10 protein-coding genes and 4 pseudogenes are annotated in these 12,959 nt (G+C 65.6%); 13 read left to right on the forward strand and 1 reads right to left on the reverse strand.

Annotated features, from left to right (window positions below):
• Nucleotides 1-1,749: 1,749 nt before the first annotated feature.
• From DES41_RS31790 to DES41_RS31810, 5 genes and pseudogenes are all read left to right on the forward strand, one after another.
• Nucleotides 1,750-3,765, forward strand: a complete 2,016-nt coding sequence (locus DES41_RS31790; RefSeq protein WP_245965956.1) for a phage integrase family protein — start codon at nucleotides 1,750-1,752, stop codon at nucleotides 3,763-3,765.
• A 163-nt stretch (nucleotides 3,766-3,928) separates the two neighbouring features.
• Nucleotides 3,929-4,054, forward strand: a complete 126-nt coding sequence (locus DES41_RS39675) for a hypothetical protein (RefSeq protein WP_281277251.1) — start codon at nucleotides 3,929-3,931, stop codon at nucleotides 4,052-4,054.
• 3 nt (nucleotides 4,055-4,057) lie between these two features.
• Entirely contained in the window at nucleotides 4,058-4,435 is a 378-nt protein-coding gene (locus DES41_RS31800; protein WP_114471630.1) for a site-specific integrase, read from the forward strand.
• 129 nt (nucleotides 4,436-4,564) lie between these two features.
• Nucleotides 4,565-4,891: pseudogene (locus DES41_RS31805) on the forward strand (IS21 family transposase); the annotation flags it as partial.
• Between the two features lie 253 nt (nucleotides 4,892-5,144).
• A complete protein-coding gene (locus DES41_RS31810) occupies nucleotides 5,145-6,746 on the forward strand; it encodes an immunoglobulin domain-containing protein (RefSeq protein WP_114471631.1) in 1,602 nt (533 codons plus the stop codon).
• Between the two features lie 72 nt (nucleotides 6,747-6,818).
• On the opposite strand, the pseudogene DES41_RS39410 reads toward DES41_RS31810, so the two are convergent.
• Nucleotides 6,819-7,039 (reverse strand): annotated as a pseudogene (locus DES41_RS39410) (ISKra4-like element ISBugl3 family transposase); the annotation flags it as partial.
• Nucleotides 7,040-7,219: 180 nt separating this feature from the next.
• On the opposite strand from DES41_RS39410, the gene DES41_RS31815 reads away from it, so the two are divergent.
• From DES41_RS31815 to DES41_RS39430, 8 genes and pseudogenes are all read left to right on the forward strand, one after another.
• Entirely contained in the window at nucleotides 7,220-8,449 is a 1,230-nt protein-coding gene (locus DES41_RS31815) for an MFS transporter (protein WP_114471632.1), read from the forward strand.
• On the forward strand, nucleotides 8,446-9,192 hold the full coding sequence (locus DES41_RS31820; protein WP_114471633.1) for an SDR family oxidoreductase: 747 nt from the start codon (nucleotides 8,446-8,448) through the stop codon (nucleotides 9,190-9,192). The genes DES41_RS31815 and DES41_RS31820 overlap by 4 nt, the downstream gene beginning before the upstream one ends.
• A 224-nt stretch (nucleotides 9,193-9,416) precedes the next feature.
• The gene (locus DES41_RS39680) at nucleotides 9,417-9,833 is read left to right on the forward strand and encodes an MHYT domain-containing protein (protein WP_281277252.1); all 417 of its coding nucleotides are present in this window, start codon (nucleotides 9,417-9,419) and stop codon (nucleotides 9,831-9,833) included.
• 20 nt (nucleotides 9,834-9,853) lie between these two features.
• Entirely contained in the window at nucleotides 9,854-10,429 is a 576-nt protein-coding gene (locus DES41_RS39685) for a diguanylate cyclase domain-containing protein (RefSeq protein WP_281277254.1), read from the forward strand.
• Nucleotides 10,315-11,048: pseudogene (locus tag DES41_RS39425) on the forward strand (putative bifunctional diguanylate cyclase/phosphodiesterase); the annotation flags it as partial. The gene DES41_RS39685 and the pseudogene DES41_RS39425, both read left to right, overlap by 115 nt.
• Nucleotides 11,049-11,587: 539 nt before the next feature.
• Nucleotides 11,588-12,424, forward strand: coding sequence for an STAS domain-containing protein (locus DES41_RS31840; RefSeq protein WP_114471637.1), 837 nt, complete (start codon nucleotides 11,588-11,590; stop codon nucleotides 12,422-12,424).
• A gap of 34 nt (nucleotides 12,425-12,458) precedes the next feature.
• Entirely contained in the window at nucleotides 12,459-12,812 is a 354-nt protein-coding gene (locus DES41_RS31845) for an STAS domain-containing protein (RefSeq protein WP_114471638.1), read from the forward strand.
• Nucleotides 12,799-12,959: pseudogene (locus tag DES41_RS39430) on the forward strand (anti-sigma regulatory factor); the annotation flags it as partial. The gene DES41_RS31845 and the pseudogene DES41_RS39430, both read left to right, overlap by 14 nt.

Genomic DNA, 12,959 nt, shown 5'->3' on the forward strand with positions numbered 1-12,959 from the left:
CAGTGTTGGATGTCTTGCCGGGAAGGGTGTTGAACGGTTCAACACACGCCTGCAACGAGTCGGCGAAGAACCAAATGCAAGCGGGTCGAAGGAATCTGCGGTCAATTCTTCTCAGAAGGTGCCAGACCAAGGCAGCCAGATCTCCAGACGAACGCAGCAATTCAGGACACCGCGCTAGACCGGATCCGGAGTCATAGCCCGGCGTGTGTCGAGCCATAGCGTAAGGACGTCGCACCGGCTCGGCCACGAAAGTGGATCTCCATGCGCAGACGCCCCACTGTGTCGTGAGGGCTCAGCTCCTCTCGCTGTGTTGACTGTTAACAGGCAATAGCGACGGACTGTGAAAACCGTCGCCTCGTGAGCGGCTTGATGTGTCGCACCAATGAACGCATGGAAGCCTGCGTCCTGCATCTCGGACAAGCTTGTCGGCGTTCTGACGTATCTGGCTGGCCAAGTCCAAGGTGTCTTTGGACGAGTGTTGAACGGTTCAACACCGAGTTCGACGCTCGAAGAAAGTTTTGTGGCGCGAGGGCTATTCCTAACGTTGGCACTGCCGTCCACGACCTTGGAAGGGCAGTTCATTTCTTCCTCCGTTGGCCGCAGGAATGCCGGCACTGGAGCGAGTGAGACGCGAGCACTCGAGGGCTGGATGTCGCTGACGTCACCCATCCAGCGGAGAGGCTGTTCCTCGGATGGTCTCACCCGAACGCCACCCGGACGCAGGACACTGAATGGACTTTAGCCTGCATGCCCAGCCAATATTGGGTGCGCCACTTGAGCATCCACAGATGCAAGCTCGGCCAGTGTGGGGCACGAGGCTTACACAACTAGTGCAGACGAAGACCAGCGGACATCGCCCGCCTCACTCAGACCGCAAGGGAAGCTGAACCGTTCAGCACCTCCTGCTAGGCTTGTGAGATCTGGTCCAACCGCCATTCATATCCAAAGCTGTTGGCTGCTTCTGGCGCCTCGCCATGTACATGGTGAGAGCTCGTGTCGCTAAGGGCGTGCCGCAACAAGCGCAGACGTTCTCCTGGCCAGGTCTCATCCGCGGGTGGTCAAGCCGCCTGCTCCCGTCCGGTCTACTTCTGCGCGAGGCCGAGAGCTGCCGCGAGGGAAATGGTTGGCGCTTGCGACAGGCTCAAGCGGTCGTTCAGAACGCTGACGCTATGTCTTCGGTGGCGATCTCACCACGACCCTGGTGTCCAACAACTGGATCGATAGGACGGACGCGGTCGGCCACCTTGATGGGGACGCTGGGTGCCGCTATCCGGCGTTGCCGGAAGCAGGAGAGGCGCTGCCTACAACGGCCCCTATGGCCGCTTTCATGAGGCCCCAAGGGGTAGGGCAGGGGAGGGCGCCATTTGCCCTTGGCGGCCCGACAAAGTCCTCTGGAGCGAGCCGCGCAGTGAGGGGACTAGACCCCTTGTCCTGATCCGGGTTCCAACTACCCAAAGCACCTGTCGTGCCCGTAGTCGGCGCCATTGCATCGGTGAATCTTGAGCTACACACATACGTTGATAACTTATATTATCAACATTATCAAAATAGGTGTCGTAAACTATCCGTTCTGAACCGAGGCTCCGAGGGGGTGACGTAAGTGCTTGCTACTGTTCAAGAATTTGCTTGCGGCTGCAAATGCGTTCATGGAGCGCTTGGGCGTCGCTGCGACCATGGTCGTGGTGACAGGGCAGGGCAGTGGCGCAGAGCGCTGGGCTGTCCGCTGGCCACCGCGCGGGGAGGTGTGCGGTGACCATCGACGCTCGCGCGCGAAAGCTGGGCATCGCCCACTTCGCCTTCATCCGCGCGCTCGTGCAGGGCGTGGACATGCGCCACGCCTGGGACCGCTACCTGCAGGTCGAAGGCCCAGCGACCGACCTGAGGCTGGTGAAAGGCACTATCGGTTGGATCCGCGATGCGTTCGCCGCGGCCGCGCGGCGCGAGGCTCGACACGGCACGGCGCGGCTCGTGCTGATGGACGTGAGCCAGATCCCGGACACCGGGCCTGCGGTGCCCTCGTTGGAGGACTTCGCGGCCGAGCGCGGGCTGGAGGATTTCTCAGAAGCCGAGCAGATCGAGGCCTTCGAAGCGGAGTTCGGCAACGCCAGTGCGCACCAGGGGCGCCGGGCTAAGCTCATCGCGCGGCAGCTGGACGCGCTGCGCTGGCTCGAGCAGCTGGCGGCCCAGCCGCCGCGGGCGGGCGATGCCGTGGCGTCCTGGCTGAACCCGAGCGTGGCATTGCGGCTGGAGGCGGTGGGGATCTTCACGTTGCACCAGTTGGTCGAGCGCATCAATGGGGTAGGGCGCAACTGGACCGCGTCGATTCGCGGCGTGGGCATCGCCAAGGCCGCCCGCGTGCAGCAGTGGTTGACCGAGCACCGGGAGTCGCTCGGCCTGGCCATCGGCACCCACGTGGCCTTGGCGCGTGCGAAGGTGTTTCGCCATGAGCTGCAGAAGGTGGTCGAGCCGGCCACCGATGTGCGGCCGCTGGAGAAGTTGCTGGTGCCCGCCGAGCTCGATGGGCGGGCCGGCCAGTACCGTCGGCCGCAGGCCCAGTGCCTCATGGCGGCGCGCAACGACTACGAGGCCATCCTGGCCTGGCTGCGCTCGAAGACCGCTGCCACGCCGGCGCAGCAGGAACGGGCCAAGGCCCGGCGCCGCGGGCGCGACCTGGGCGTGGCCGCAGAGCTGGACTGGATGCAGACGCTCTCGCACACGCAGCGGGCCTACCGCAAGGAGGCCGAGCGCTTCTTGCTATGGGCGGTGGTCGAGCGAAGGAAGCCGTTGTCGTCGATGACCACGGAGGATTGCGTGGCCTACCGCGACTTCCTGGCGGATCCGCTGCCACGGTCACGTTGGTGTGGGCAGCGCAACCGCGAGCGTTGGTCACCGCTGTGGCGGCCCTTCGAGGGACCGTTGTCTGCGTCGGCGCAGCACCAGGCGCTGACGATCCTCAAGAGCCTTTACGCCTACTGGGTCGACAAGAACTACCTGATGGGCAACCCGTGGACTGGCATCGCTGTGCCGCGCTCGGCCCAGCCGCGCATGAACCCGGGACGGAGTTTCTCGATGGCACAGTGGCAGTTCATCGGCGAGCAGGCGCAGAGGCAGCCAGACCGCTCGACGGCGCAGCGTCTGAAATTTGCCTTGTCGCTGCTCTACGCCACGGGGCTGCGGCTGTCTGAAGCGGTGGCGGCCAAGGTGGACGATCTGCAGTGGGTGGAGTACCCACCGGACAGCGAGGACGACGAGCACGTGGAGGGCTGGCTGCTCAATGTGGTGGGCAAGGGGCAGCGGCTGCGCCAGGTGCCCGTGCCGGTGGATGTGATCGGGCTGTTGGCAGACTACCTCATCGCGCGGGGCCTCGATCCGGATCCGGAGGCGCGGGTCAACCAGGGCGCGTACCTGCTGGGCAAGGCGGCCGACCTCGGTGAGGTAGCTCCCTCACTGCAGACCCGGCACGGCGCCGACCCGAAGCAGGGGATCGCCACCAACACGCTGTACGACCAGCTCAAGCGGTTCTTGGGCGAGTGCGGCCGCGTACTGGACTCGCTGGGGGATGCCAAGGGGGCTGAGCGGCTGACCCGAGCCAGCACGCACTGGCTGCGGCATACCCATGCGTCGCATGCGATCGCGCGTGGTGTGCGTGTCGAGGTGGCTAAGGAGATTCTGGGACACGCGTCGCTGGCGACGACCACGATCTACGTGACGACCGAGGAAAAGCGGCGCATGAAGGCAATGGCAAAGTTCTGGGGAAAGTCATGACCTGATCGAACACCGCGAGCCGTGGCCCCGCAGCATGGCCTGTCAGCTTGCTGTCCGGCCGTTTGCACGCAGTGGCGCCTCGTCGCGCTCACTCCGTCCAAGATTGGGGATCTGGAAGATCGGATGTCGAATCCATGCGCTGCAAGGGCAGAAGCTGCGGCAGGTGCCGGTGCCCGTTGACGTGGTCGGGCGGCTGGCGGACTACTTGATCGCGCGAGGCCTGGACTGCGACCCGGAGGCTGGGGTCAACCAAGGTGCCTACCTGCTGGGCAAGGCGGCTGACATGTAGGCGGTGGCGCCCTCGGTGCAGAAGCGGCATGGCGACGATCCCAAGCAGGGGATCACGGCCAACACGCTGTACGACCAGCTCAAGCGGTTCTTCGAGGAATGCGGGCGCGTGTTGGACTCGCTGGACGATGCGAAGGGCGCTGATCGGCTGCGTAGGGCCAGCACGCACTGGCTGCGGCACACCCATGCATCGCACGCGATCGCGCGAGGCATCCGTGTTGAGATCGAGAAGGAGATCCTGGGGCACGCGTCGCTGGCGACTACCGTCTACGTGTCCACCGAGGAAAAGCGGCGCATGAAGGCGATGGCAAAGCTTTGGGCCAAGTCCTGGCATTCATGCCGGCCTAGCAGCTGCCTTGGCATCTGCATCTGGCAGCGGTAGCCGAAGCGCTGGCCGACGGACCCACCCATGTCCGACCTAATACGGTGCTGCATTGGATGGACCATTAGGCGCCCCGCCATCCAAGCCTGCGGACCGACGTCGATGGGTACTTTGGCGAGCCAGCTTTTCCTCATCGCCTCGCCCGACCGCTACGAACCACGCGCCAACGACACCGTGCTCGACTTCGCCCGCTACTACGGTACCTCGGTGCTTGCTGCCCGCCCACGAACCCCCAGGGATAAGGCCACCGCCGAGTCTTCAGTGCAAGTCGTCACCCGTTGGGTGCTGGCCCGGCTGCGCCACCATCGCTTCGACACCGTCGCCCAGGTCGATGCAGCCATCACCGAACTGCTATCGAGCGTGAACGACCGGCCGTTCCAGAAGCTGCCCGGCAGCCGCGCCAGCGTGTTCGCCGAACTGGATGCGCCGACACTGATGTCGCTGCCGCGCCAACCCGTACCCAAGTGTGCAGGTGCAGGCGAGCGGCGTTGAGTACTCCGGCACTGCGAGCGCGCAGACGGGCGCAGACGGAAAGTTCACCCTCGGCGTGCGGCCGAACTCGCGCGCGGTGCTGCAGGCATCCCTCAACGGCAGGGTCAGCCCGCTCAGACCGATTGCACGAACTGCCGTGGACTTCGTCGAGGTCGCGTGTTTGACCTTGCCGAGAACGCCGACGACCCCTGGGACGGGCAGTCCATCAGACGCTGGCATGGCACCTGTAGTCGTGCGCGATCCGGAACCACAGCAGGTAGTCGAGGAACAGTCAGCCGTGTTCCGCGCGTATGCCATGGGCAGCCCCGTTCTGGAGTACTTATGGCAACGCAACGGTGCGGATGTGGCCAATGGGGACGGGCGCCACCACATCGTCAGCACTGGTGGCAGCTCTATGCTTTTCGTGGATCGTGCCGCACTTCAAGACAATGTGGCTGTTTACAGTGTGAAGGTCAGCAACCGCCTCGGCAGCGCGACCAGTCAATCTGCGGTGCTCAACGTGCGTACCGAGGGTCGAGCGCCCTTCGTTCTTGCGGGACCTGACCCAGTGTCGTTGGTCGCCGGGCAGCGCGCGAGCTTTGCAGTGGTTGCGGGCGGATCGCCCACGCTTCAGTACCAATGGTTGCGCGATGGTGTTGAGATCGCTGGCGCCCAAGGCACCCAGTACACCACGCAGGCACTTTCCCCTGCAGATGACGGTTCCTCGTACGCCGTCCGTGTGGCCAACCCGTACGGACAGACGACCAGTCCCGCAGCGTTGGTTCGCGTCTCTCAAACGGCCACCGCTCCCACACTGGTGCGAGAGCCGCAGGAAACCGCCGTGTACGTCGGTTCCAGCGCCACATTCAGCGTCGTTGCACAAGGTACAGGACCTTTGCGGTATCAATGGCAGCGCGACGGTTCCGACATTGCGGGAGCCAACATGCCAGATCTGACGCTGCATGATGCTGTTCTCGGGGACAACGGGTCCACAGTACGGGTCGTGGTTCGCAATGATGCAGGGACGGTGACGAGTCGTCCTGCCAGGTTGACCGTGGCCGCAGCGCCCAACGACGCGTTCGAGTCACGGATCGTGGACTTGCTTGACGCTTGGAGTGGTCTGAACCTCGCCATCGGCGCCTCTTTTGGCCAGCTCGACGCACAGCTGAACGTGACGGCGGAGGCTTGCCAGTCTGGGATCGGTTCCGTTCACGTCGATGGAACGCCCTTGGTCGCTGGTCGGCGAGTTGCTGCGGGGAGCCGGGTGGTCGAGGCGTCCTTCGATTCCTGGACCACGCCATTCGGTATTTGGTTGAGCGGCAAGGCGCGCACGACCGCTCAGTTCGCTGCGCAGTCCGACCTCAACGTCTCACTGGCCGGCACGCTGAGCGCCCTGCGCGTGAGCCTTGGCGGCGCGCCGCACGAGCAGCCGATACTCGACAGCACTGCAGCTGGGAACTTTGAAGCCATCGACATCGGCTCGGCAGTTGCCGGCACGACGACGAGGCAGCGTGAGCTCAGGCGAGCAGGGCAGGGCGCAAGTTTGATCAACAATCTGACGGGCCGTACGATTCAGGTCCTTGGCGGCGCCTGGGTGGTCTCCAATGAAGATACCGGCCAGCAGCGCGAGAGCCCAGTTCGCCAATCCGTGCGGTACCACCAGGTGCGGCTGGCAACGGATGGGGCGGAGTATGTTCTGGAAGGCGAGTTCGTTCTGGACTTCACAGGTTCTCAGGCCCCCGCATCCGGTGAGGTGACCGTGACAAGTGCGGGACGAATCGTCGCATTGGCGAGGCGAAGTTTGGCGGGGCGGGGTCTTTGGGTCCTTGAGAGGCGTTGACGGCCCCCACGTCACGGTAGTGTCAGGCTATGCATGCTGGTTCGGAGTGAATGTGTTCTGGGCGAGCGCCTTTCAACATCGTTGCAGCACAGGCGTCCGGAAATGAGGGAACCATGCTTCGAAGTGCTGCTCAAGCTTTCCGTCGTGCATCTCCACCTCGTCTGCAGCAGACAATGGCCACCGTACATTGACCAGCGCATCTGCTGACGCTTCGACATCCTTCGATTGACGACGAGATCCATGACCGACTCGGCAGACGCGGACACGATGCGTCGCCCGGCCATCCGAGCGCGTTGGCATAGGCGTTGGCAGGCGTGGTCCAGTTGCATTTCACGGTCGTGGTGTTCCGGTGCTGACCACAGTGCGGGGCGCCAGGTGCCTACGCGGCATGCAAAAACGTGCGGCCATCCATGAGACTTGTGCATGCTCGCGCCGAGGCCTGCGGTTAGAGTCACGGCCGGAGAAATCGCCGCATGCCCTGTTCAACCGCACCACCGAAGCCGCCGAGCATCGGCGCGTGGCTGGTCTGCTGCCTGGGCCTGTCGCAACTCATCGCCTGGGGCGCGATGCATTACCTGACCGCGGTGTTCGCCCAGCCGATCACAGTCGAGCAAGGCTGGAGTGCGGCCTGGGTGCAGGGCGGCTTTTCGCTAGCACTGTTGATAATGGCTGCCAGTTCCAGCGCGGTCGGCCGCTGGATCGACGCCCATGGCGGGCGCGGCGCCATGATGGCCGGTTGCTGGGCCGGGGCGCTGGGTTGCGCGCTGCTGGCCAGCGCCCAGCACCTGGCCGTGTACTACCTGAGCTGGGTGCTGCTGGGCCTGGGCATGCGGCTGGCGCTATATGACGCGGCCTTCGCCGCGCTGGCTGTCGTGGGCGGTCCGGCTGCCAAGCGCGCGATGTCGCAGATCACGCTGTTTGGCGGTTTCGCCTCCACGCTGTTCTGGCCGCTGGGCCAGGCACTCGCAGACGCAGTGGGCTGGCGCGGCGCCTTGTGGGTCTATGCGCTGCTATTGCTGCTGGGCTCGGCCCTGCACCTGGCGATCCCGCGGCACACACACCGCAGCCCCGTGGCCGGCATGGTGCCGGTGCATGCCCCGTCCGTTCCGAAGGTGCGGAGCACGGCGCCGGCCGACACCTGGCTTTACGGCCTTGTCGCGGTGCTGGTGCTGGCCATGCAGACCGGCGTGGCGGCGCATTTCCTCGCGCTCCTCGTCGGTTTGGGCTGGGACACGAAGACAGCGGTCTCGCTGTCCATGCTGCTGGGCGTGGGCCAGTTCTGCGGCCGTGCCTGGGTGGTGGCCTGGGGCCACCGCATCGACGCCATCCGCCTGAACCTGCTGCCCTGCACCCTGCTGGCCGGCGCATATGCGATGGCGCTGTTGATCGGCACCTCGCTGGCCGGGGCTGGGGCCTTTGCGTTCCTTTATGGGGCGGGCAACGGCATCGCCACCATCACCCGCGGCGCGATGCCGTTGCTCCTGTTCGACACCGCGCATTACGGGCGCATCGTCGGCGCCATCTTGCGGCCTGCCTTCGTGCTGGCCGCTGCTGCGCCGGTGGCCGTGGCGTTGGCGCTGCAGCGCCTGGGCCATGCCGGTACGCTCGGCCTGGGCCTGGCGATCTGCGCCGTGCTGCTGGCCGCACCCGTCGCCCTGGTGCTTCGGCACCCGCCACCCACTGCAAGGAGGACCATCCCATGAACGACCCAGGCACTGTGCTCATCACCGGCGGGAGCCGCGGCATCGGAGCTGCGACTGCGCGGCTGGCCGCGGCCGCCGGCCATGCCGTCTGCATCACTTACGCCACGCAGCAGCGGCCGGCCGACGCGTTGGTAGCCGAGATCGTGGCGGCAGGCGGCCGAGCGGCCTGCCTGCAGGCCAATGTGGGCGACCCGCAGGTTGCGGAGACCCTGCTGGACCGACTACCGACTGCGCTGCCGCCGCTGTACGGCCTCGTCAATAACGCTGGCATCACCGGTCCGCTGGGCGGCTTCGCGCAGGCTTCGCGCTCCACACTGGAGCAGGTGCTAGATGTCAATGTGCTGGGCACCATGCTGCTCACCCAGCAGGCGGTGCGACGCTGGTGCGCGGCGGGGCGCGCTGGCGTGGTCGTCAATGTGTCGTCCATCGCCGCGACGCTCGGTGCACCGGGCGAGTACGTGCACTATGCAGCTTCCAAGGCGGCTGTTGAAGCGTTCACGGTGGGCCTGGCCAAGGAACTGGCAGAGCAGGGCATCCGCATCAATGCCGTGTCGCCCGGCACCACCCTGACCGACATCCACGCCGCAGCCGGCGAACCGGGGCGCCCTCAGCGTGTGGCAGCGCGCATTCCGATGCGCCGACCGGGCGAGGCGCCCGAGATCGCCGAGGCCATCTTATGGCTGTTGTCGGACAAGGCTTCCTACGTGACCGGCAGCGTGCTGAAGGTAGCCGGCGGCTTGTAGTTTTGCCACGTGCGAAACCTGGTCGACCTCGGTTCTTGACGTGGTCGGTCGGCCTGACCGGCCGGCGCGGCATAGCACCGCCCCGATTCAAGTCGGCTTACTTATTCAGGAGATGCACACCTGCTGTGTCTTGCGCCTGTCCTCACGTGACGCGGCAGCAACCCGACGCAAGACGCAAACTGCCGCGCGGAGTTGCATGTGCTCAAATCCCCGACCATGGCATCGTGGAGCTGACACCTGGAATCCATTGGGACTGGCTGCTGGTCGCGGCCTCTGCGGCCATCGCCGTGCTGGCGTCCGCCGTGGCGCTGGTGATCTTTTTCGCACTGCGCGGCTACCGCGGCGTGGCAGCGCGCCACCGCCAGGTGCTGGCCGCGCTGGTCATGGGCGCGGCGATTTGCGGCATGCAGTACACCGGCATGGCCGCGGCAGCATTCTCGGCCGACAGCGTCTGCCTAAGCGCCGGCCAGCTGCGCGGCGACAGCGTCGGCGTGGTGGTCACCGTGGCGGCCACCATGCTCCTGAGCCTGGCCATGTTCACCTCGCTGCTGGACGCCCGGCATGCAGGGCAAGACCGAGCGGCTGGCGGTGTCGCTCAAGGCAGCCAGAACTGCAGGAGATCGCCTTCCGCGATGCGCTGACTGGCCTACCCAACCGGCTGCTGCTCGGCGAGCGCGTGGCCTCCGCCGTAGAACTCTGTCGGCGTGAAAACACCAGCCTGGCGCTGCTGTTCATCGACCTGGACGGCTTCAAGCCCGTCAACGACTCCTTCGGGCACCGCGTCGGCGACGCCGTGCTGCAGGAGGTGGGGCGCCGCTTGGCGGCGGAGCTGCGCGCCTGCGACACGGTGGCGCGCGTGGGCGGCGACGAGTTCGTGCTGCTGCTGGAGGGCGTCAGCGATTCGGCCGCCGTCGCGCAGGCCGCGCAGCGGCTCATCGACGTGGTCAGCGCGCCGATGGAGCAGTGCGGGCACGAGGTGCGGCTGTCGTGCTCCATCGGCGTCGCGCTGTTTCCCTCAGATGGGCCCCGACGCCGAAGGTGCGCGAGCAGATCGAGCTGCAGCGCGACCTGCGGCTGGCGCTGGAGCGCGGCGAGCTTGCGCTGCACTACCAGCCCAAGGTCAGCGCCGGGCGCGAGGTCGTCACGGGCGTGGAGGCGCTGGTGCGCTGGCAGCATCCCACGCGTGGCATGCTGGGCCCGGCGCTGTTCATCCCCGTGGCAGAGCGCTTCGGGCTGATTTCCGCGGTCGGCAACTGGGGCATCGAAGAGGCCTGCCGCCAGATCGCGGCATGGCAGGAGCAGGGCCTGCGGCTGCGCGTGGCCGTCAACCTGTGGGTGCACAGTTGCGCCAGAACGCCTTCGTGCGGCGGGTGGCGGCCACCATCGCGCAGGCCGGCATCGACCCCCGGCAACTCACTTTCGAGATCACCGAATCGGTCGCGATGGAGGACGCAAAGGGCACGCTCAAGGCCTTCGAGGCGCTGTGCGCCATTGGGGTGCACTTGTCCATCGACGATTTCGGCACGGGCTACTCAAGCCTTTCCTACCTTCGCCAGCTGCAGGTGGGCGAACTCAAGATCGACCGCTCCTTCGTGCAGGACCTGGAGTGCAGCGCCGACGCGCGTGCCATCGTCCAGGCCGTGATCCGGCTGGCCCATGCGCTGGGCCTCAAGGTGGTGGCCGAGGGCGTGGATACGCAAGCGCAGCAGCAGGTGCTGACGCGCCTACAGTGCGACGAGCTGCAGGGTTACCTGTTCGCCCGGCCCATGCCCGCCGAGCGCGTCGCCGAGTGGGCTGAGGGAAAGCACTCGTCCAGCCAAGTCCCGTTTGCGCCGTCGAGCTACAGACCGCCCTGACTTAGACGCCGACCGCTTTCAGATGGGGCTCTAACGGATACGGGGCCGCTAGCTGCTAAGAATGTCGCCGACCGCAAGATTCGACGGGTGCGCGAAGCACAGCTTCAACATGCTTTGGTCACTCCTCTCCACACCTATGCCGACGATTTGAAGGCGGTCGTTGAGGCCATGTGTTCTGACCACCGCCGTCTGACCAAGGACAGCAAATCCATCAAGCACCTGGGCCTCGACAATGTCCACCCCAGCACTTCCAACGGCTCTTATCCGAGCAATTCGCACTGTAAACGTCATGTTGCTCCCTGTCGAGCAAGAGTGATGGGGGAGGTCGGACCGCCGAGGCGATGGACCGTCCATCATTGGCCAAATAGACCTCCATCCTACAAAAACCACGCGCAAGTGTGGCACCGCTGTCGCAAGATTGTGCGAGAACGGAGCTCCTGTCGTGCTCGGTGGTCATCTTCCTCGTGCGAACTGCGCGATCCGAGGGACGTAGACTTGTGTGTCGTCCGCGCCGCGGACCAACAAGAGCAAGGACTCCGATGGCTTCCCACGACCAGACCCTGATTGCCGTGCTTCAAGAGGAACGCGGTGCGCTGTTGAACGCGTGGTCATCTGCGACGCACGGTCCAGGCGCGAACTCCGCCACTCGAGAGGAGGCCGACGCGCTGTTGGATTCACTGCTGCGAGCCCTGCAGAGCGATGCGCCCGACGACCTGCGGGCCGAGGGCTGGTCCCATGCGCGCCATCTGCTCGACACGCTGTCGGCATCGCGCGCGGCCCAGGGCCAGAGCGCGGGCGACACCAGCGCCTTCGTGCTGGCGCTTAAGCAGCCAATCTTTGCGGCGCTGCAGCAACGCCTGGGCCAGGACAGCCAGACGCTGCTGCAGGCCGTGGTCAGCGTGACCACCAAGCTCGATGCGATGGCGCAATGGACGGCCACGGCGTTCCAGCGCACGCGTGAGGAACTGATCAGCCGCCAGCAGCAGGAGCTGCTGGAGCTGTCCACACCTGTCATCAAGCTCTGGGAGGGCGTGCTGGCCGTGCCCATGATCGGCACGCTGGATTCCAGCCGCACGCAGATGGTCATGGAGGCACTGCTGCAGAGGATCGTCGACACCGAGTCTGAGCTGGCCATCATCGATATCACCGGCGTGCCGACCGTGGACACGCTGGTCGCACAGCATCTGCTCAAGACCGTCACCGCGATCCGCCTGATGGGCGCGGACTGCATCATCAGCGGCGTGCGTCCGCAGATCGCGCAGACCATCGTGCACCTGGGCGTGGATCTGCAGGGCGTGACCACCAAGGCTAGCTTGGCGGCCGCGCTGGCGCTAGCACTCAAGCGCGGCGGCTATGTCGTGACCAAGACCGCCTGAGAAACCGGCGAAGTACCGCATCCCGATCTTGCAGATGGGCAGCGCGCTGCTCGTCACCATCCAGGTCGACATGGAAGACCAGACCGCGCTGCAGCTGCAGGACGACCTGGCCGCCAAGATTGAGACCAGCGGCGCCAACGGCGTCCTGATCGACATCTCGGCGCTGGAGATCGTCGACTCCTTCGTCGGCCGCATGCTGGCTTCGATCTCGGGCATCGCGCGCGTGCTGGACGCCACCACCGTCGTGGTGGGCATGCAGCCGGCTGTGGCCATCACCCTGGTGGAACTGGGCCTGTCGCTGCACGGCGTGAAGACGGCGCTCAACGTCAAGCGCGGCATGCTGCTGCTCGAGCAGAGTCGGCAGGGAGAAGCGCTTGAACCCGACTGACAGCAGCGGGCAGCTTGCGCTGCGTGCGGAAGCCGATATCGTGGCTAGTCGACAGCTGGTGCGCAAGCTGACGCAGCAGCTGGGCTTCTCGCTGGTCGACCAGACCAAGATGATCACGGCCGCCAGCGAACTCTCGCGCAACACCGT

The sequence above is a fragment of the Pseudorhodoferax soli genome (genome assembly GCF_003337555.1).
GTDB classification, from domain to species: Bacteria; Pseudomonadota; Gammaproteobacteria; order Burkholderiales; family Burkholderiaceae_C; genus Pseudorhodoferax; species Pseudorhodoferax soli.